Here is a 20,818-nt window from a genome sequence, read left to right as displayed (position 1 = left end):
CGGATGCGGTCGGGGGGTTGCGGGAGGCGGGGTTCGGGACGTTCGTGGAGGTGGGTCCGGCGACGTTGAGTGGTGTGCTGGAGGACGCGGTGGTGTTGACCCGGCGGGAGGGTGACGAGGTCCGGGAGGTGCTGGCCGGGTTGGGCGAGTTGTTCGGCCGGGGGGTGGATGTCGACTGGGGCCCGCTGCTGCCGCCGGGCGAGATCGTCCTCGACCTGCCCACCTACGCCTTCCACCGGCAGCGCTACTGGGTGCAGCCCACCGCCGGTTCCCAGGACGCCGTCTCGCTCGGCCTGACCGGGGCCGGGCACCCGCTGCTCGGCGCGGTCGTGTCCGTACCCGGCTGGGGCGGTGTGCTCTTCACCTCCAGGCTGAGCCTCGGCAGCCGGCCCTGGCTGGCCGACCACGCCATCGGCGGGACCGTACTGCTGCCCGGGGCCGCCCTCGTCGAACTGGCCGTACGGGCCGGCGACCACGTCGGCGCCCCGGTCCTGGACGAACTCGTCATCGGCGCGCCGCTCGTGGTGCCGGCCGGCGGAGGGGTACGCCTCCAGGTCGCCGTGGGTCTGCCCGACGACGACGGACGGCGTACGGTCACCATCCACACGGCGCCGGAAGAGGCGGACGAGTGGCAGGCGCACGCCAGCGGCGTACTCCTGCCGGAGCGGTCCACCGCACCCGGCACCGTCCCCGACCTGTCGACATGGCCGCCCGCCGACGCCGAACCCGTGGAGGTCGGCGACCTCTACCCCCGCCTAGCCGCGGCCGGTTACCAGTACGGGCCCGCCTTTCAGGCGCTGCGCGCGGTGTGGCGCAGCGGCGACGACCTGTACGCGCAGGTTTCCCTCGACGAGCCGCAGTGGGCGGACGCGGCGAGGTTCGGCATCCACCCCGCTCTGCTGGACGCCGCCCTGCACGCCGGTCTGCTCGCGCCCGCCGCGGTCACGGAGCAGGACACGGACACGGATCGGGACGCTGACACCGCGCACACCGCGCACACTCCCGCCGAGCCGGGGACGGTCACCCTGCCCTTCGCCTGGTCCGGCGTGGAACTGCACGCGGCCGGCGCCCGCAGCCTCCGGGTGCGCCTGAGCAGGGCCGACAACGACGAACTCGTCCTGCACGCCGCCGACGACACCGGGGCCCCCGTCGTGACGATCGGCTCGCTGCTCTCGCGAGCGGTGCCGGCCGACCGGGCCGGGGCCGGCGCGGGCCGGCGGCTGCCGCTGTTCCGCACCGACTGGGCACAGCTGCCCCGTGCCGAGGCCACCGAGGCCACCGAGGCGACCGGGGCCACCGAGGCGACCGAGATGACCGAGGCGACCGAGACGACCGAGGCGACCGAGACGCCCGACTGGCCGGTCGTCACGCTCTCGGAGGAGATCCTCGACCTCGCGGACCGGGTCGCGGACGGCGGACCCGCCCCGGAGTGGGTGCTGCTCGACGCGACCGGCGGCGCCGAGGACGACGATCTGCCTGCCGCGACGCTGGACCGCACGGTGCGCGTCCTCGACGCCCTCCAGGCATGGCTCGGCCAGCCGGAGTTCGACGCGGCGCGCCTGGTGGTCGCCACCCGCGGCGCCGTGGCTCCGCGCGCCGCCGACACCCCGGCCGACCCCGTCGGCGCGGCCGTCTGGGGCCTGGTCCGCTCGGCCCAGGCCGAGAATCCGCAGCGCGTCGTCCTGGCGGACCTCGACGCGGACGCCACCCCGGAAACGGTGCCGCGCACGGCACTGACCGCGGCGGTCGCCGCCGGTGAGTGGCAGGTGGCGCTGCGCGGCGAGGACGCGTACGGCCCCCGCCTGACCCGCACCGAGGCCGGTGCACAGGCCGGTGCACAGGCCGGTACGCAGGCCGGTACGGAGACGGAGGGTGGCGGCGCGGCGTTCGATCCCGAGGGCGTCGTGCTCGTCACCGGCGGCACGGGCTCACTGGGCGCCACCGTGGCCGCACACCTCGTCGAGGAGCACGGCGTACGGCATCTGGTGCTGGCCGGCCGCCGCGGTCCCACGGCGCCCGGCGCCGACGACCTCACCTCCCGGCTGACCGGCCTCGGCGCGCAGGTCACCGTCGTGGCGGCCGACGCGTCCGATCGCGCCGCCATGACCCGGCTGCTGGCGGAACTGCCCGAGGGGCGGCGGCTGACCGGTGTGGTGCACACGGCGGGCGTCCTCGACGACGGCGTACTCGGCGACCTGGACCCCGACCGGCTCGCCGCCGTCTTCGCCCCCAAGGTCGGTGCCGTCGCCCTGCTCGACGAACTGACCCGCGAACGGCACCCGGACCTGGACGTGTTCGCCGTCTTCTCCTCCGCGGCGGGCACGTTCGGCGCGGCCGGACAGGCCAACTACGCGGCGGCCAACGCCTGCCTGGACGCGATGGCCGCCCGGCGCCGCGCCGACGGACTGGCCGGTCTGTCCCTCGCCTGGGGCCTGTGGCAGCAGCAGCACGGCATGACCGGCCACCTCACCGGCACCGACCGGGCCAGGCTGACCCGTGGCGGCATGGCCCCGCTCGGCACCGCGGAAGGCCTCGAACTGTTCGACGCGGCGCTGCGCGGCACCGAGGCGGTGGTCGTCCCCATCAAGCTCGACCCCGGCGCCGCACCCGCCGCCGACGGCGTCCCCGCGCTGCTGCGCCAACTGGTCAGGCCCGCCCGCCGACAGGCACAGGCGACCGCGGTCACCGACGCCGACCGCCGCGAGCTGTCCGCGCGACTGGCCGGCCTTTCCGAGGGCGACCGCGACGAGGTCCTGGTGACCCTGGTCCGCGAGCAGGCCGCCGCGCTGCTCGGACACGCCCCCGGCGTCCTCGTCGAGGCCGACCAGGGACTCTTCGAGATCGGCTTCGACTCGCTGACGGCGATCGAACTGCGCAACAGGCTGGGCCGGCTGGCCGGGCTGCGGCTCGCCTCCGGCATCATCTTCGACCACCCCACCCCCGCCCTCCTCGGCCGCTACCTCAGCCGGCGGATGACCGCCGCGTGAACCGGCCCGCCCCACGAAACCCCGACCCGCGAGAGAAGGCGATGCCTTGTTCGACGCCGCCACCTACCTCGACCGCATCGGCTGCGGCGACGCCCGCACGGTCAGCGTCGAGTCGCTGCGCCAGCTGCAGAAGAACCACCTGATGACCGTGCCCTACAACCGCAACGTGCCCCTGACAGGCACCCTCCCGGACGGCAGCACCGGCTTCGCGCTGGTCGATGTCGACCAGGACGCCCTCTTCGAGCTGAGCGTCCTGGAGGGCCGCGGCGGCATCTGCTTCCACCTCAACCGGCTCTTCTTCCGGCTGCTGACCGAACTGGGCTACGAGGCCGACCTGATCGGCGCGGGCACCGCCGAGGGACTGGTCTACTTCGGTTCCGACATCGACCACATGCTCATCCGGGTCACCCTCGGCGGCGAGCACTGGCTGGTCGACGTCGGCTACCCCGGGCCGTCGTACCTGGAGCCGCTGAGCCTGACCGAGGGCGTCCAGCGGCAGTACGGCAGCCAGTTCCGGCTGGCGGCCGAGGAAGGCCGACTGGTGCTCAGCCGCCGCGGCCGTGCCACCCGGTGGAGCGAGATCTACCGGGTCCGCGACCGGTCCCGCCGGCCGGAGGACTGGACCGGCCTGGAGACGCATCTGCGCCGCCAGGCCGAGGAGGCGACGCCGGAGGACGCCGACACCATCCTGTGCGGCCGCGCGTACGCCGACGGCCAGACCGTCCTGAAGGGACGCCGGCTGCTGACCGTGCGCGACGGCCGCGAACGGGTCCGCACCCTCGTCGACGACGACGAACTGCGGCGCGAGCTCGACGAGATCCTCACCCCCCGCACAACCCGTCAGACCGGCACGACCGACAAGGCCGGCACAACACAGAAGGCAGGTACGCGGTGAGCGAGCAAGACGTGGACGTCCTGGTGATCGGCGGCGGTCCGGCCGGTTCGATCAGTGCCCTGACACTGGCCCAACGCGGACACTCCGTGCTCCTGTTGGAGCGGGAGGAGTTCCCGCGCTTTCACATAGGCGAGTCGCTGCTGCCGTACCTGGCAGGGCTGCTCGAACAGCTGAACATCTACGACGTGGTCGCCGCGCAGGGATACGTCGAGAAATGGGGCGGCGAGTTCATCGACCCGACCGAGACCCGCTTCTTCGACGCCGTGTTCCGCGCCGACTTCTCCATCCAGGGCGACGGCCGTCACGACCACATCTTCCAGGTGGAGCGGGCCAAGTTCGACAAGATGCTGCTGGAGCAGGCGGAGGCGGCCGGTGCCACCGTGCTCCAGGGCGCCGAGGTCTTCGAACTGCTGATGGACGGCGACCGGATGTCCGGCGCGCGGTACCGCAGGGGCGGAGAGAAGCACGAGGTCCGCAGCCGCTACGTCGTCGACGCCAGCGGCCGGGCCGGCAAGATCGCCCACAAGTTCGGCCTCCGCAAGAAGATCGACCGGTTGCAGATGGTCGGCGTCTTCCGCCACTACACCGGCTACGACGAGCAGAACAACCTCGGCGCCGAAGGCGACATCCAGATCGGCGTGCACGACGACGGCTGGGTCTGGGCCATCCCGCTGGACTCGGACACCATCAGCGTCGGCACCGTCATGCCGCGCGAGGTGTTCCGGCGCTCCACTCCGGAGGCCGCCTTCGAGGAGCACCGGGCCCGGGTGCCACGGATCGTCAGCCGGCTCAAGGGCACGGTTCCGGCCACGAACATCAAGGTCGAGACCGACTACTGCTACAAGAGCGACACCGTGGCGGGCAACGGCTGGGTCATGGCCGGGGACGCCGGCTGCTTCGGCGACCCGATGTTCTCCGGCGGCGTGACGGTCGCCGCGGCCACCGGCTTCAAGGCCGGGCAGGCGGTCTCCGACGCGCTCCGCGAGCCGGAGCGGGCCGAGGAGCACATCCAGCACTACTCGAACTTCTACAAGACCGGCTACGACACCTACATCCGCCTGATCCAGGGCTTCTACCAGGGTGAGCTGCTCGCCGTCACGGCCGACGCGGCCCGCACCACCGACCGCGCGGTGCTGGAGAAGTACATGGTCCGGCTGATGGGCGGCGACTTCTGGAGCGAGCACAACCCGCTCTGCGAGGAGATGCGCGCCAGGTCCGAGTGGGACACCTTCGAGCCGTTCGAGCGGACGAAGGGCTGCCCGGCCTACCCGCAGTACGACGAGCTGGACCGCAAACATCTGGCCGAGGCCCGCGTGGAGTCGGCGCCGACGGCCGGCTGAGCGGAGAACGACCGTGGCCGGCACCCCGGGCGGGGTGCCGGCCACGAACGGTTCGGGGGAGGAGGGAAGGCGCGAGGAGAACCACTCAAGTACTCATGTGCCCGCCCGGACCGTCACGTCCCGTCTCGGACCGTCACGTCTCGTCCCGGACCGTCACGTCCCGTCCCGGACCGTGATCGCCCCGGACGGGCACACCCGCGCGGCGATCTCCGCCTCCTCACGCAGCGCGTCCGGCGGGTCGGCCAGCCGGACGATCACCAGACCGTCGTCGTCCTGGTCGAAGACCGCGTCGAGCCGGAAGACGCAACTGCCCGACCCGACGCACACGTCACGGTCGGCCTCTACGCGCACGGCTGCTCCTTCCCCCGCTCACCAGGTGACCAGAAGCTCGTCGACGCCGTAGACCAGCGACTGGTTCTTCATGACCAGTTTCTCGCGTGGCGTCACGATGCGCAGGTCCGGAAAGCGTGTCGCCAACTCGGACAGCGCGATGCTGAGTTCGAGCTTGGCCAGCGTCTGTCCCAGGCACTGCCGCGGCCCGAATCCGAACGCGAGATGCTGGTGCGCGCCGCGCTGCGGGCGGAACGCGCCGGGCTCGGCGAACGTGGCGCCGTCGCGGTTGGCCGCGCCGAGCAGCGCGATGACGCCCTCGCCCTCCCGGACCAGCTGACCGCCGATCTCGACGTCCGCGGTCGCCATGCGCAGCAGCCCGCTGCGGATGATGGTGAGGTAGCGCAGCAGCTCGTCCACCGTGTCGGAGACCCGGTCCGGCTGCTCGCGCAGGGCGGCGTACTCCTCGGGATGTTCGAGCAGCACCATCGTGCTCAGGGCGATCTGGTTGGCGGTGGTCTCGTGGCCGGCCAGCAACAGCAGCATCGCCGCGTTGCGCACGGCGGCGGTGGTCACCTCGCCGGGCTTCACCCACTGGTCGACCAGGCGGGTGAGCATGTCGTCGCCGCGTGCCTCGCCGGCCGCCTTCCGCTCGATCAGCTCGCCGAGATACAGGGCGATGTCGGTGATCGCGGCGTGCATCTCCATGATCGGCGTCTGCGGCATCAGCATGACCCGGCTGCGCGACTCGAAGAACTCGTGGTCCTCGTAGGGCACGCCCAACTGGTGGCAGATCACCTTGGACGGCACCGGCAGCGCGAACCGGGCCACGAGGTCCGCGGGCCGGCCCGCGGACCGTAGGTCGTCGAGGCTCTCCACGACCGTCCGGCGGATCAGCGGTTCCAGCGCTCGGACGTTCTTGACGAGGAACTCGGGGGTGAGCATGCGCCGGAACACGGTGTGCTGGTCCTCGTCCATCAGCATGAACGAGTCCACCCGGTCCTCGGCGGCGGGCTGCTCGGGCGCGCCCGGCAAGTCGACGCCCTCCGGGAGTTCCATGCCCTCCGGCAGTTCCATGCCCTCGGGTATCTCCATGGTCGCGAGCATGGGGAAGCCGGGACGGGTCAGATCACCGCTGACCGCGGGGTCGCGCAGCAGTCTGCGGACGTCCTCGTACTTGCTGAAGACCCATGCCGTCTGCCCGGTCGGCAGCTTGACCCGGCGTGCGGCGGCGTCCGGGTCGGGGCCGGCCGGCGGGGCGTACAGATCGTCGTCGGAGAATCTGGTGAAGGGGTACAGCGGCAGCGACGTTTCCGCGCTCTGAGTCATGCGGTGCGGTCCTCTCCGTCAGGACATGGGTGGCCACGCTAAGCGCGCGGCCACGGCGCGGACATCCCTCGACTTGATAGAGCACGAGCCCCCGACGGAAAGGCATCACCCACACCCGAAGGCGTCACAGGCCCCCGAGGGCGTCACAGGCCCCCGAGGGCGTCACAGGCCCCCGAGGGCGCCACAGGTCCCCGAGGGCCTCACATCCCCGGAGGTGGCAGCGCACCGTCCTTCTCCCCTCCCACCGGCGTCCGCGGCCGGTTCCGGGGCAGCAGCGCGACCGCCACGAGGGCCGCGACCGCCACGAAGCCGACCGCCCAGCGGAACGTGTCGCCGAAGGCCGCGGCCAGCAGTGGCCGCAGCGCCGCGAGCGCCTCGGGCGGTACGGAGCCCAGCGCGCCCAGGTCGCCGCCGTCCGGCTGCCCGCCCGCGGCGCCGTCGCCCAGCGCATCGGTCAGCGCGTTGCTGAGGAGCAGCGTCATCACCGCGGTGCCCACCGACGCGCCCACCTGCTGGGTGATGTTCAGCGTGGTGCTGGCGGTGGGGACCGACTCCGGCGGCATGGTCTGCATGGCGCCGGTGAACAGGGGCATCGTGGTCAGACCCATGCCGAGACCGGTGCAGAACAGCGCGATGCCCAGCTGCCAGAACGGTGTGTCCGCCGCGAGCGTGGTGGTCCACCCGAACGAGCCGGCCACCAGGACCAGGCCGACCGGTGCGATCCGTCCGACGCCCGTACGGTCCGCGAGCCGGCCCGAGACGATCATCGCGATCATCGCGCCGACGCCCTGCGGCGCCAGCAGCAGGCCGGCGTGGGTCGCGTCCTGACCGCGGGCCAGTTGCAGGTAGAGCGGCATCAGCAGCAGCCCCCCGAAGACCGCGCAGGTCATCAGCAGCATGGTGACCAGCGAGCCGCTGAAGACCTTGTTCCGGAAGACCCGCAGGTCGATCAGCGGCTGACGGGTGGTCAGCGCGTGGCCGACGAAGAGGACGAGCAGCAGCGCGCCGCCGAGGGCCGGCAGGTAGACCGCCGGCTCGCCGACGCCGCCCGAGCCGGAGCGGGCCAGACCGTAGACCAGCAGGGTCAGGCCGGGGGAGAGCAGCAGGACACCGCGCAGGTCGAGCCGCGACCGGGTGCCCGCCGGGTCACGCGGCAGCACCCGCGCGGCCAGCGCCAACGCGGCCAGCCCGATCGGCAGGTTGATGAAGAAGATCCAGCGCCAGGAGAAGCTGTCGACCAGCCAGCCGCCGAGGACGGGGCCGCCGATCGGGCCGAGCACCGTCGGGATGCCGATCACCGACATCGCCCGGCCGAGCCGGTCGGGACCGGCGGCCCGGGTCAGGATCATCATGCCGACCGGCATCAGCATGCCGCCGCCGAGCCCCTGCACCACCCGGAACGCGATGATCGACGTGGCGCTCCAGGCCAGCCCCGCGAGCAGCGAGCCGACCGTGAACATCACGAGCGACAGCAGGAAGAGCTTTCTGACGCCGAAGCGTTCCGAGCCCCACGCGGTCAGCGGGATGACCGCCGACAGTGCCAGCGTGTAGGCGCTGGAGACCCACTGGATGGTCGTCAGCGACGCGTCGAACTGCTGGGCCATCGCGTTGATCGAGACGTTCACGACGGTCACGTCCAGGACCGCCATGACGGCGCCGAGCGTCACGACGGCCGCGACCAGGAGCAGGGGCCGGTCGAGCGCGGACGGCGCGCCCGTTCGGGACCCTACGGTTTCTGTGGCGACCGGCCCGTCGTGCTCCTCGGGGCCGGTCGGGACGGGGTGCTTCGGATCGATCGGCATAGGGCCGCCTAGACCAGGCAGAAGGGACAAGGATGACGTGTTCCGGCCGTCGGTCTCCCGCCGCCGGGCGCCGCCGGAGACACGACCGGCACGGGGCGGCGGAAAGCCTGTGGTGACCGGCCCGGCTGACGGGGAGGGCGCGAGAGGCGGGCATCGCCGTGGCCGCGCGCGAGAGGCGTCATGGACCGGCCGCGGTGGGCCGCTCCGGGTTCTCCGGCCACTTCGGGACCGCCGGGTTCTCCGGCCACTTCGGGAACAATGGGTTCTGCGGCCACTTCGGGAACGCCGGGTTCTCCTCGCGGACCGCGGCGATCAGCCCGTTGAGTTGCAGGCGCACTCCACCGCGCAGATGCGCGGCCCGGGAGCCGTCCCCGTCGCCGGTGAGGAGCACGAACTGTTCGGTGTGCCGCAGCCGGGTCCCGCCGGGACCGGAGCTCAACTCCACCGTCACCAGCGACGCCGAACGCTCGGCGCCCACCGACACCGAACAGGCCAGCACGATGCGCCGGAGGGGCACGATGTCGAGGAACTCCGAGCGGTACTCGATCGTCTCCGGTACGCCCCGCTGTACGAGGGTGCCGCTCGCCGTCTCCCGGCCGCCGACCCTGAAGTCGAGCTCGTGCCGGGCCTGTCCGGGCGCGCCGGGGATGCGGAACCACCGGCGACGGAGTTCCGGTTCGGCATACGCGGCGAAGACCCGCTCCGGCGCGGCCGGCACCACCAGGGTGACCTCGAACGATCCGTGCACGCTGTCCGGGCGCTGCGGCGCCGCGCCGGACGGCTCGTCCGAAGGGAGATCGATGACCACGCTCAGTTCCGTTCCGCTGCCTGTCGTCCGTGGCACGACGCGGCTCTGCGTCGTGGTGGGTGCCCCCGTCGCCCAGGCGCGGGCACCCGGTCCGCTCGACCCCGTCCTCGCCGCCCTGGGCCGGGACGCGGTCCTCGTGCCCGTCCACGCCACCCCGCTCGGCAGGCCCGACGCCGATCCTCTGCCGTTCCCGGTGGCGGACCTGCCGCCCGGCCGTCCGGTCGCGGAGATCATCATGACGCCGCCCCGGACCGCGCTGCTCGCCGCGGCCGAGGCCGCCGGGCTCCCGACCCACGCCGGGATCCACATGCTCACCCATCAGATCGACTCCTACCGGGAGTTCTTCGACCTCGGCTGACGGAGTCCCTACCAGGATGGGGGTGTTCCGCCGCCGTCCGACCGGTCGATGCTGCTCGACACCACCCGTCAGGTCGCCCTGCTCGGACAGGGCCGGGCCGCGTTGGAGGTCACGTGAGAATCGCACGCCCGGTCCGGCTCACCCGGCTCGCTCCCCGCCTGTTCCGGATGCTGGCCTACTGCTCCGGTCCGCACGCGTTGGCGCTGGCCGCCGCGGAGCTGGCCCAGCGGGACGCACGCATCCGTGCGGACCGGCTGCACGCGGACTTCTGGGCCATCGTCGACCGGCTCTGAGAGCGGCGGCCGCCGGCCCTGTCAGTAGCCGACGAAGCGGTCCTTGCGGATCTGCTTCTTGCCGACGCCGAGCTGCGTGAGCTGCTCGACGGTGCCCTTGAGGAAGTCCGTCGCCCCGGAGACGAAGTAGACGGCACCGGGCTTCTCCGCGACCAGCTCCTTCACCGCGAGCGCGAAGTCGTCGCGCTGGGTGGGGTAGAGCGCGGTCGTCGCCAGGTCCTGCGTCTCGGCGCGGTAGGTGGGGGTCTGGGTGCCGCTGACGTGGACCAGGTGGGTGCGCTTGGCGACACCGGCGGCCGAGATGTGCCGCAGGATCGAGCGGAACGGGGTGATGCCGATGCCCTGGGCCAGGAACACCACGTCCTCGGGCGTGCCCTTGAGCGTGAAGTTGAACATCGGGCCCTGGAGCGTGACGGGGTCGTTCGGCCTGAGCGCGGCGAGTGCGTTCTTGTACGCGCTGCCGGACTGCAGCCGCGTCGCGATGACGACCTCGGGGTCCTCGGGCGCGGACGCGAGCGAGAAGGTCTTCTGACCGGCGCCCGGCACCTTCAGGACGCCGTGCTGGCCGGCCACGAAGGACAGGGGCTTGGTGGGGACGAAGGAGAAGGCGTGCACCCCGTCGTCCTCCTCGTGCACCTCCGCGAACGTCATCGGTGTCTTGGTGAAGATGCCCATGGATCTGCTCCTGCTGGTCGAGGCGGCGCAAGCGGGAATTCGTTGAAGATCTCAATCGTTGAGGTAAAAGTACCATTGAGGTTCTTCAGGCATCAAGGCGGGATGAGTCACGTGGGATATGCTCGAACGGTGAATCAGAAGGCCCGGGACGCAGCGCGGAAGCGGCCGTCGGCGCCCACCGAGGAGAATCCCGACACCTACCAGGGCACCCTCGGCATGCTGCTGCTGATCGCGAGCCGGCAGGTCGCCTCCTGCATCCGGCCGGCCTTCGAATCGGGTGGCCTCAAGCCCCGCCACGTCGAGCTGATGGCGGTCCTCGCGCGCCACGAGTCGACCAGTCAGCAGTACCTGGCCGAGGCCCTGCGGGTCGACCCGAGCATCGTCGTCGGACTCCTCAACGAACTGGAGAGGGACGGCATGGTCCGACGCGTGCGCGATCCGCGCGACCGCAGACGCCACCTCGTGGAGATCTCGGAGCAGGGCATCGCCGGTCTGCGGCACGGCATGGCCGACATCGAGGCCGCCGAGGCCGCCGCCTTCGCCGCGCTCGACGAGGACGAGAAGCGCACCCTGCGCCGCCTCCTGAGCGCCATCCAGGCCCACACCGCCGGCGAGGTCTGCTGAGCGCGGTGCCGCCCTGAGGTCCTACCAACTTTGGGAGTGTCGCTGGGGCGGTTCCCCTTCCTATCGTCGTGGGCACGCTGACGACGGGAGTGGAACATGACGGAGAAGAGTGTCGAGGCAGTACTTCTGGGCGGTCCCGACGGAATCCCCGCCGCGGAGCGCTCGCGCACCGTCCCCGACGGAGAGGTCAAGGTGAAGATTCCGTACCTGGGCGGCTACGAGCACTTCGAACGCCGCCCCGACTCCGAGTCGGAGGTCGTCGCCTTCCACTGGACGATGCGGACCCGCATCGCCGAGTGACACGGGCCGCTGCGGGCTCTTCCGGGTCTCCCCGGCCCGGTCTTCACCGTACGCGTCCAGGCGCCGCTCAGGCGCATCGCCAGGCGCGCGAGGAGGTCGGCGCAGTCGCGCAGCCACGTCTCGGCGGTCCGGCCGGCCGAGCCTCAGCCGTCGTCGGCGCACGGTCGCCGGGACCTCGGCTCGGCGGGCAGCAGGTCCACCTCCTCGGCGCTGAGTTCCCGGTCGCCGATGACGTCGCACAGATCGCGGTACCAGCGGCGGGGCGAGAGGTGGAGGGGGCCGCCCGTGCCGTCGGGGCCCTCGTAGAGCACGGTGCTGCCGTCCACGGAGGCGCCCCTGAAAGCGTGCTGCACATCGCTTGTTCCGTCGCTCGGGCGGACAAAGGAGTAGAACGTCTCGTAGCCGGGCTCGCCGATCCGGTAGATGCGAACGGCGTTGTTCGCGGCAACGAGGTAGCGGCCCTCGCCTTCCAGGAAACTCGCCACATACGGTGTGCCGTCCACCTCGGAGAGGCTGCGCAAGGGGCCGAGTTCCTTGCGGGGCGGGTCGCCGCGCCGCCACAGCTCGAAGATGGAGCCCCGGCGCAGGATGGCGAAGTACTTCCCGCTGGGATCGAACTGGGCGGCGAGGATGTCGTCGCCGGTTCTCACCGTCTCGACGGTCCGTCCGGTGGCGACGTCGACGATCTGAACGCCGGGCCGGTCCAGGACGATGACGCTGACCCGGTTCGCCGCCGGGTAGGAGCCGACCCGCAGTCGCGCGTCCTTGGCACCCCCCGCCCGGGAACGGACCGCCGTGGCGTCGAAGCGCGCGAGTCGCCTACCGGTGCGCGGGTCCCACTGCTCGACGACGGTTCCCGAAACGGTGACCAGTTTCCCGCCGCCATCGAAGAAGTAGCTGAAGTCGTAGTCCGGCCTTGCGGAGCCGCCCTCGCCGCCAGGCGACTGCGGGGGTTCGGCCGTGGTGATCGTGGCGGTGCGGCGCAGGGTCGTCGCGTCGCGGACGGTAACGATGTCGGCGCCCTCGCGGGCGGCCACGAGTCGCCCCGTGCGGTCGAGGGAGAGAGAGTCACCGATGTCGGGCACCCAGTAGGGCTTGCGGCGCGGCACGTCGGCGAGCACACGGGCGCTGAGCTTGCGCGCGTGGTGCACCTGCATACGGGAGCCGTCCGCCAGGACGGTGATCATGTATGTGCCGTCGCGAGTGAGGAGTTGCTGGCCGATCTCGATGAACCAGTTGCCGGGGCGCAGTTGGATGAACCCGATCTTCGACTCGTCGTGGCGGACGTGATAGAGCCTGCCGCCGGACTCCACGAGCCATGGGCGGCTCTCGCCCCACGCGTGGGACGAGGCGGGCAGGCCGTTGCGGGAGAGGACTTCGCCGTCCCGCACGTCCACGACGGTGAGGCCGGAGGAAGAGCGGAGAGCCACCCGGAGGCCGGAACCGTCGACGGACTCCACCCCGCAGGTCGGGGACGCGAAGTCGCTGTCCTTCTCCCGGTAGACGATGCCCTCACGAGCGCCGTCCGAAAGCCGGCGGACGCTGACCTCGGTGGTCCCGCCCCGCTCGTGACACACGACCACCCGCGTCCGGTCACCGGAGACGCGGATCTCGTCGGCACGTACCACGACCCGGCTCCTGCCGGTGTCAAGGTCGACCGCGAGCAGGCCGGCCTTCTCGTCGGTCCCCTTCGGGACAGAAATCAGCAACGTGCGATTGTCGGGGGCCGGCCACATGTCGAACCCGTCCTCCGGCGCTGGGAGGCTCCCTCCGAGGGTGCCGTGCGGACCACTGTTCAGGTTCCACCAGACGATGCGCTCGCTGACACGCGCGACGATCACCGAACCGTCGAGGGCCATCGCGGGAAAGTGGGTCGCCCTCCAGTCCATGCCCGAGCCAAGGGCGGCCCGCGGGAGCTGATGCAGCGGTCCGGCGGGCCGCTTCGCGTCCGGGCGCACCTCGAACCAGACTGCTTTGCCATCGTCCTGGACGTAGGCGGCCCGCTTTCCGTCGGCGGACACCACGACCCCGTTGACCTCCCCGGTGGACGGCAACCGCACCGTGCGTACCGGTCCGGTGAGGGCCCGCACGAACAGCGTCGCCCCTGAGCGCTTGGACGCGGCGAGTACCACGTCGCCGTCGCGGCTCATGTCGAAGAGCCTGTCTTTGAGGTTGCCCGAGAGCACCCGGTCGTAGAACGCGTACTGGAGGTACTGGCGCAGCAGTTCGTTCTCGGCCTCCTGCGTCGGAGAGGTGTCGTAGGCGGCGAGGGAGATGAGCGCGGCGCGGGCCGGGTCGGTGGCCGTGTACTCCTGTGCGGCCACCTGGGCGAGGGCGCGGGAGGCGCCGAGAGCGGCGCTTTCCTGGCTGCTGCGGCGTTCGACGACGTAGAGCATGCCGAGCACCAGGGCGAAGGCCAGGGCGGTGGCGAGTCCGCAGAGCAGGGCGCGGCGCCGGCGGGCGCGGGTGCGGCGGTGGGTCCGGCCGGTGGTCAGGTAGTCCCGCTCGGCCTGGCTGAGGGCCGCGTCGCGGTCGGGGAGCCACTGCTCGGCGCCCGCCAGCGTGGCGGTGGTCGGCAGGTGTGCGGAGGCGTGTTCCGCCTCCTGCCAGCGGTCCATCTCATGCCGTACGGTCTCCCGCCAGCCGAGGAAGGACCGGTCCTCGGCCACCCAGGTGGCGAGTTTCTCCCACTGGGTGATCAGCGCCTCGTGCGTGAGCTCGACGGTTTCGGTGCCCTCGGCGCCGCGGTCGGTGACGAGGAGCCGGGTGTGCGCGGCGAGCCGCTGGGCGATGCGCCACTGGTCCTCGCTGAGGTCGCCGCGCCGGGCGAGGCGCCGGGTCGCGACGGCGGCGCCGAGCGGCAGCCGGACGAGCTGGGTGAACAGCCGCCGCGCGGTGGCCTCGTCGTCCGGCGGCACGTGTTCGGCCCAGACCCGGTCGGCGTGGGTGCCGAGCGCGCCGGTCACGCGACCGAGTTCGTCGTACGCGCGGTGGGTGAGGACGCCGTTCTCCTGCCGCTGCCACAGCAGGTCGAGGGTGAGGGCGAGGAGCGGCAGGGCGCCGGGTTCGGTGCCGGTGTCGGCGAGGATGCGGTCGGCGAGACGGGGCTCGTAGGAGACACCGGGGAGGGTGTCGACGGGGGTGGTGACGATCTCGCGCAGTCCGTCGGCGCCGAGCGGGCCGAGGGCGTGCAGGTGCCGGCTCGTGACCGGGCCGAGGTGGGGGTGATCGAGGACGGGTTCGAGGAAGTCGGCGCGCAGGGTGGCGAGTACGCGGACGGCCGGTGGCAGGGCGTCGGCCGCGAACAGTACGTCGGCCAGTTCGCGCACGGTGTCCGCGGGCTGCTGGAGGAGTTCCTCCAACTGGTCGACGACAAGGAGGAGTTGATTACCGCCCTGGCGTGTGAGCAGGCGGTTCGTCGTCTCGGACAGGCCGTGGTGGCGCAGTTCGTCGGACAGCTCGGGGATGCGGGCCAGCCGGCGGGTCTCGGCCAGGTCGGGTTCCAGGAGCGGCAGCAGCGCGGAGGCGAGGGCCGCGAGGGGACTGCTCCCGGACGCGGGCCGCATGACGACGACGCGGGCTCCGCGCGCCCGCAGCCGTGGCGCCACACCGGCCAGCGCCAGCGACGACTTGCCGGAGCCTGAGGGGCCCACGACGGTGACCCACTGCCGTTGTTCGAGCGCCCGGGCGACCTTGTCGCTCTCGTTCCGTCTGCCGTGGAAGACCGCCGCGTCGGCCTCCTCGAAAGCCTGGAGTCCGCGGAACGGCGAGGGCGGCAGCACGAGGGGGCCCAGTCCGGGCCAGGCAGCCGCCAGGCCGCCCGTGGGGATCAGGTAACTGACGGGCGGCTGCCCGGACTCGGCCACCGTGACCATGCCGGCCACGCCCGACAGCCGGTCGTCCCACACCGGCCCGCCGCTGAACCCACGCGACACCGGGTAGCCGCCGCCCACGAGATCGGCCTGCACCCAGCCGTCGGCCTGACGCCCCCGCAGCACACCCGCATGCCACACGCCACCGGGACGCCCCGCGGGCAGGCCGAACGCCCGCACCCGATGACTCCACAGCCCGTCCGCCGACTCGTCGGTGTCGACCAACCGCACCGGCCCCGCCCCCGGCAGCGGAGCCTCGAACCGCAGCACCGCCACATCCGCGGCACCGGAGGGCTCATCACCCGGCTCTCGAGGCGGCAGCCACAGCTCGACGACGGCGTCCGCCTGCGGCCCTCCGGCCACGAGAGGCAGGTCGACCGGGACACGCGCACCGGGCTCCGGTGGAGTGCCGGCCGGCGTGCCGAGAGCGGCCGAAACCACGTGCGCACAGGTCAGAGCTACCGTGTCGGACACCAGGAAGCCCAGGCCGACAGGGTCACCCCGGCCGTCGCGGATCCGCAGCAGCGCCCGCTCCAAGGCCTTGGGCCCGATGCCCGCCGACCGCCGCTCCGACGCCGACCCCTGCCCCGGTTCCCGCTCCTGATGCGACGTCATCTCGCCGTCCGGTCCGACGGCCGCCGCCAGGTCAGGGGCGCCGTGAAGTTCGCCGCGCGCGCCGCGACCCGCCCCGGCCGGACGACCTCGACCAGCCCGTCGGTCACCTCCTCGATCCGCACCTGGACCGTGTCCGACATGCCCGCGGACACGGGTGGTTCGATCGGATACGCCATGCGTCCCCCTTCGCTCGGGCCCTCGTCGTCAACGCTCGCCGGAAGCACCCGGCCCCCGGTGCTACGGGCACAGCCGCCGTGTCCTCGCCTCGGCCGGCAGGTCGTCGCGTTCGTCGGCCGTGAACGCGCGGTGGCCGATGATGCGGCACAGCTCCCGTCTCCACAGGTCCGGGTCGAGGGCCAGGGCACTGCCCGGCTCCCCGAACGTCCAGTGGACCACGGTGCCCCCGTCGCCGGACACGTCCAGGAACGAGTACTCCTGCGACACACCGCCCGATTCGCCGAGCACGTAAGCGTCTTCGTAGCCCCGCTCGCCGAGCCGGTAGGTGTGTACCGCGTTGTCGGCGGCGACCAGGTAGCGGCCGTCGTCGAGGAAGACGGCGCGGTACCGGGTGACGGCTCCTGCCTCGCCCATGGTGCTCAGCGGGCCGATCACCCTGCGGGGGAGGTCTCCGCGCCGCCACACCTCGAGTCCCGTGTCGCGGCGCAGGACCGCGAGGTATCGGCCGTCGGAGGAGAATTGCGCGGAAAGGACATCGCCCTCGGTGCGCACACGGTCCGTGACCTTTCCGTCCGTGATGTCGACGACGCGGATGCCTGGTCGCCCCGGCACGAGCACGGACACCTTGTTCCGGCCCGGGTACGGGGTGATCGTCATGATCGCGTCCGGCTCGTCGTCGGGGCGCAGTGCGCCGGCGTCGAAGCGAGCGGTCTGCCGGCCCGTGCGCGGGTCCCACTGCTGGACGACGGTGCCGGAGACGGTCAGCAGGTGGCCGGTGTGGTCGAAGAAGTAGCGGAACTCGTAGTCCTGGTGGTAGTTGCTGAGCACCCCGCTCATGTCCAGATCCCGCACCTCTCGGGTGTCGGGGCGGGTCTCCGGGGGCCGGACGGCGGTCACGGTGGTCACCTTCCGCAGCGTCGACGCGTCGCGGACGACCACGACGTTCCGCGCCTCACGGTCGGCGACGAGCGCACCGGCGCCGTCGAAGACGGGCAGGTCGGTCGCCTCGGGCACCCAGTACGGCTTCGCGCGCGCGGCCTGCGCGAGAACCTGCCCGCTCCGTTCGGGGTCGGCCGGGTGCAGTTCGGTCCGGGAGCCGTCCTCATGGACGATGACCGACCGCTTCCCGTCGGGAGTGAGCCGGTGCTGGCCGGCTTTCAGCAGCCGTCTGCCCGGGGTCATGTCCACGAAAGCGATCAGCGAGTCGTTCCGACCCATGTAGTAGAGCTTGCCGTGCGACTCGGAGAGGCGACCGATGGAATGGAATTGCGTGGAGTCACGCCCGAGCAAGGGTGCTCTGGAGATCACCTCCCCCCTGTCCAGGTCCAGGACGCGCAGTTCGTCACCCCATCTGAGCGCGACGCGCCGCCCCGTCTCGTCGACGGCGTCCAGCGGGCACATGTCCGTGACGTACGCCTCGTCCCGCTCGCGATAGGAGCGGCCGGTCTCGGCGCCGTCGGAGATCCGGTGGCGGCTGATGACGGACTGCCCGTTCTCCTCGCGGCACACGACGGCGGTGCGGCGGTCGCCGGACAGGTGAATGTCCTGCACCCCGGACAGGAGTCGCGTGGCATGGCCGGTGCTCATGTCGACGGACGTCAGGGCCGAAGTACCCGACGCTGTGTAGACCAGCGTCAGCAGCGTCCGTCCGTCCGGGCCGAACGCGAACGCGTTCGTCATGTCCTGGGGCGCGGGCGCGTCACCGGCGAGCGTGCCGCTGTCCAGGTTCCACCACACCAGACGGTTCCGGACGAGCGAGGCGAGGCTGCGACCGTCCGCCGACATCGCGGGAACCACGTCAGGATCCAGACCCACGCCGGGCGCTTCGCGCAGTCGGCGCATCGGCCCGAGCAGACCCGCGGCATCGGTGTCCACGTCGAACCACACCGCCTTGCCGTCCACCTGGACATAGGCGACGCGCTTGCCGTCCGCGGCCACCACGCCGTGCATGACCTGCCCGGTCGAGGGCACCTGGGCGCTGCGCACCCGCCCGGATGCGACGCCGACATACAGGATGGCCCGGCCGAGCTGCGAGACGGCGAGTACGACGTCGCCGTCCGCACTGGCCCTGAACTCCCTGACGGTGCCCAGCACGCCGGACAGCACCCGGTCGTAGCCCTGGTAGCGCAGGTACTGCCTGAGGAGTTCGCTGCGCGCTTCCTGGGTCGGAGCGGTCCGGTAGGCGGCCAGCGCCTTCATCACGCCGAGGGCCGGTTCGGTGCGCGTGTCGTCCGCCGCGGCCACCGCGAGCGCGCGGGACGCGGCCTCCGCCGCACGTTCCCGGCTCTCCTCCCGCGTGGCATGGAACGACGACAGGGCCACCAGGACCAGCAGCACGACGAGACTGATCGCCGAGAGCAGTGCTCGTCGCCCGCGGACCCTCGCTCGGCGGTGGGTGCGGGCGGCGTCCAGGTAGTGCCGTTCGGCGTCGGTGAGTTCGTCACCGCGTTCGTTCAGCCACTGTTCGGACCGGGCGAGTTGCAGGGGCGTCGGCAGCAACTGCGGGGCGCGTTCGGCCTGCTCCCAGCGGTCCATGTCCTGTTGCAGTTCGGCGCGCCACTCCAGGAAGGCGCGGTCGCTGGTGGTCCAGTCGGACAGCTTCTCCCACTCGGCGATCAGGGCCTCGTGGGCGAGTTCCACGGTCTCGGTGCCCTCGGCGTTCCGGCCGGTCACCAACAGCCGTGTTCCCGCGAGCCGTTGTGCGACGCGCCACTCCTCGGCGCCCAGTTCGGTGCGCGGCAACGTCCGGCGGGTGGGCGCGGACCGACCTGCCGGGACTCGGACGAGCCGGGTCAACAGCCGCCTGGCCGTCTCCTCGTCCTCCGGCGGTACGCACACGTCCCATACCCTGTCGGCGTGCTCGCCCAGGGCGCCGCTGACACCGCCGAGTTCCTCGTACGCGCGGTGGGTCAGCAGGCCGCCCTCCTGCCGCTGCCACAGCAGGTCGAGGGTGAGGCCCAGGGGCGGCAGCCCGCCCGGCCCCGGGCCGGTGTCGGCGATGATGCGCTCGGCGAGATGCGGCTCGTAGGACACCCCGGGTACGGCGTCGACGGGGGCGGTCACGATCTCACGCAGGCGCCCGGAATCCAGCGGGGCGAGCGCGTGCAGGTGTCCGCCGATCTCCGGGCCCAGCCGAGGGTGGGCCAGCACCGGCTCCAGGAAGTCGGCGCGCAGCGTGATCAGTACGCGGACGGTGTCGGGCAGCGTGTCGCCCGTGAGGAGGTCGGCGAACTCGTCCACGGCGGCCGGGTCGAGGCCGAGGATCTCCTCGAACTGGTCGACCACGACGAGCAGTCGGCTGCCGCGCCGCAGGTGGAGCAGCCGGGCCACCATGTCCGCCGGGCCGTGGCGGCGCAGCACATCGGCGAGTTCCGCGATCCGGTCGGGCCGATCGGCCTCGGCCAGGTCGGGTTCCAGCAGCGGCAGCAGTGCCGCCGCGAAGACAGTGAGCGGGGCGCTGTGGGGCGTCGGCCGCAGAACCACCACCTGGGCACCCTGCGTGCGCAGCCGGGGCGCCACTCCGGCCAGAGCCAGCGACGACTTGCCGGATCCCGACGGCCCCACGACGGTGACACGGCGCTCGGCGGCCAGCGCCCGCGCCACCTCGTCGCTCTCCGCCTGCCGACCGTGGAAGAGCGCCGCGTCGGTCTCCTCGAACGCCGAGAGGCCCCGGAACGGCGACGGAGGCAGCGCGACCGCACGCAATGCGGGACAGGCTGCCAGCAGACCGCTCGTGGGGATCAGGTAACTGACGGGCGGCTGCCCGGACTCGGCCACCGTCACCATGCCGACCACGCCCGACAGCCGGTCGTCCCACACCGGGCCGCCACTGAAGCCCCACGACACGGGATAGCCGTCACCGGCGAGATCGGCCTGCACCCAGCCGTCCGCCTGACGCCCCCGCAGCACACCCGCGTGCCAGACCCCACCGGGACGACCGGCGGGCAGCCCGAACGCCCGCACCGGGTGCCCCCACACCTCGTCGGCCTCCACCAACCGCACCGGTCCCGCTCCCGGAAGGGGCGCCTCCAGCCGAAGCACGGCGACATCGGCCGGCTCGACGACACCGTCGCGCCTGGAGGAGGACTCGGCGCGCGCGGAGGGCACCGAGGACCTCCCGTCGGGCGCCCGCGGCGGCACCCAGTGCTCGACACCGGCCGTCGTCACCAGCGCGCCGCCGTCGCGCCGCGGGGCGGGCACGAGGGGAAGGTCGACCTGGATCCGGGCGGAAGCGGGAGGCGCTGCGTCCCCCGTCGTGCCCAGGGCCGCATGGACCACGTGCGCGCAGGTCAGGGCGAGCGTGTCAGAGACCAGGAAGGCGACACCGACAGGCTGCCCGCGGCCGTCGCGGACACGGAGGACGGCCGCGTCCAGGGACTGCAGGCCCGGGTTCACCACGCGCTCGGGCGGTAA

At 72.3% G+C, this 20,818-nt stretch carries 15 protein-coding genes; 7 read left to right on the top strand and 8 right to left on the bottom strand.

Annotated features, from left to right (window positions below):
• From ACFV9M_RS26140 to ACFV9M_RS26130, 3 genes are all read left to right on the top strand, one after another.
• A partial coding sequence (locus ACFV9M_RS26140) for a type I polyketide synthase (RefSeq protein WP_385102543.1) occupies positions 1-2,987 on the top strand: 2,987 nt, incomplete at its 5' end.
• Positions 2,988-3,033: 46 nt separating this feature from the next.
• Entirely contained in the window at positions 3,034-3,882 is an 849-nt protein-coding gene (locus tag ACFV9M_RS26135) for an arylamine N-acetyltransferase (protein WP_385073720.1), read from the top strand.
• Positions 3,879-5,222 (top strand): NAD(P)/FAD-dependent oxidoreductase, encoded by a 1,344-nt coding sequence (locus tag ACFV9M_RS26130; protein ID WP_385073717.1) that lies wholly within the window; start codon positions 3,879-3,881, stop codon positions 5,220-5,222. Before ACFV9M_RS26135 ends, ACFV9M_RS26130 begins: the two co-directional genes overlap by 4 nt.
• Positions 5,223-5,375: 153 nt before the next feature.
• On the opposite strand, the gene ACFV9M_RS26125 is transcribed toward ACFV9M_RS26130, so the two are convergent.
• The 4 genes from ACFV9M_RS26125 to ACFV9M_RS26110 form a co-directional block, all read right to left on the bottom strand.
• Positions 5,376-5,573, bottom strand: coding sequence for a ferredoxin (locus tag ACFV9M_RS26125; RefSeq protein ID WP_385073715.1), 198 nt, complete (start codon positions 5,571-5,573; stop codon positions 5,376-5,378).
• Between the two features lie 18 nt (positions 5,574-5,591).
• The gene (locus ACFV9M_RS26120; RefSeq protein ID WP_385073712.1) at positions 5,592-6,881 is read right to left on the bottom strand and encodes a cytochrome P450; all 1,290 of its coding nucleotides are present in this window, start codon (positions 6,879-6,881) and stop codon (positions 5,592-5,594) included.
• A gap of 200 nt (positions 6,882-7,081) precedes the next feature.
• A complete protein-coding gene (locus tag ACFV9M_RS26115) occupies positions 7,082-8,683 on the bottom strand; it encodes a DHA2 family efflux MFS transporter permease subunit (RefSeq protein ID WP_385073709.1) in 1,602 nt (533 codons plus the stop codon).
• Positions 8,684-8,861: 178 nt separating this feature from the next.
• Positions 8,862-9,491 (bottom strand): SRPBCC domain-containing protein, encoded by a 630-nt coding sequence (locus tag ACFV9M_RS26110; protein ID WP_385073706.1) that lies wholly within the window; start codon positions 9,489-9,491, stop codon positions 8,862-8,864.
• Between ACFV9M_RS26110 and ACFV9M_RS26105 the strand changes: the two genes are divergently transcribed.
• Complete coding sequence (locus ACFV9M_RS26105) at positions 9,484-9,849, top strand: hypothetical protein (RefSeq protein ID WP_385073704.1); 366 nt, start codon at positions 9,484-9,486, stop codon at positions 9,847-9,849. The genes ACFV9M_RS26110 and ACFV9M_RS26105 overlap by 8 nt on opposite strands.
• Before the next feature lie 113 nt (positions 9,850-9,962).
• On the top strand, positions 9,963-10,142 hold the full coding sequence (locus ACFV9M_RS26100) for a hypothetical protein (protein ID WP_385073701.1): 180 nt from the start codon (positions 9,963-9,965) through the stop codon (positions 10,140-10,142).
• A 21-nt stretch (positions 10,143-10,163) separates the two neighbouring features.
• Here the strand turns inward: ACFV9M_RS26100 and ACFV9M_RS26095 are convergent, their stop codons facing one another.
• Complete coding sequence (locus tag ACFV9M_RS26095; RefSeq protein ID WP_385073699.1) at positions 10,164-10,817, bottom strand: ferredoxin--NADP reductase; 654 nt, start codon at positions 10,815-10,817, stop codon at positions 10,164-10,166.
• Positions 10,818-10,946: 129 nt separating this feature from the next.
• On the opposite strand from ACFV9M_RS26095, the gene ACFV9M_RS26090 reads away from it, so the two are divergent.
• Both ACFV9M_RS26090 and ACFV9M_RS26085 read left to right on the top strand, forming a co-directional pair.
• Positions 10,947-11,441: a MarR family winged helix-turn-helix transcriptional regulator gene (locus ACFV9M_RS26090; protein ID WP_385073696.1), complete on the top strand. Its 495-nt coding sequence runs from the start codon at positions 10,947-10,949 to the stop codon at positions 11,439-11,441.
• Positions 11,442-11,537: 96 nt separating this feature from the next.
• On the top strand, positions 11,538-11,741 hold the full coding sequence (locus ACFV9M_RS26085; RefSeq protein WP_385073694.1) for a DUF5988 family protein: 204 nt from the start codon (positions 11,538-11,540) through the stop codon (positions 11,739-11,741).
• Between the two features lie 143 nt (positions 11,742-11,884).
• On the opposite strand, the gene ACFV9M_RS26080 is transcribed toward ACFV9M_RS26085, so the two are convergent.
• From ACFV9M_RS26080 to ACFV9M_RS26070, 3 genes are all read right to left on the bottom strand, one after another.
• Positions 11,885-16,228: a trypsin-like peptidase domain-containing protein gene (locus tag ACFV9M_RS26080; protein ID WP_385073692.1), complete on the bottom strand. Its 4,344-nt coding sequence runs from the start codon at positions 16,226-16,228 to the stop codon at positions 11,885-11,887.
• Positions 16,225-16,404, bottom strand: coding sequence for a hypothetical protein (locus ACFV9M_RS26075; protein ID WP_385073689.1), 180 nt, complete (start codon positions 16,402-16,404; stop codon positions 16,225-16,227). Before ACFV9M_RS26075 ends, ACFV9M_RS26080 begins: the two co-directional genes overlap by 4 nt.
• 61 nt (positions 16,405-16,465) lie before the next feature.
• A complete protein-coding gene (locus ACFV9M_RS26070) occupies positions 16,466-20,803 on the bottom strand; it encodes a trypsin-like peptidase domain-containing protein (RefSeq protein WP_385073687.1) in 4,338 nt (1,445 codons plus the stop codon).
• Between the last annotated feature and the right edge of the window lie 15 nt (positions 20,804-20,818).

This window comes from Streptomyces sp. NPDC059895, from assembly GCF_042731035.1.
Taxonomy (GTDB): Bacteria; Actinomycetota; Actinomycetes; order Streptomycetales; family Streptomycetaceae; genus Streptomyces.
Note: the sequence above shows the minus strand (reverse complement) of the source record. Positions and strands in the feature narration are given on the sequence as shown.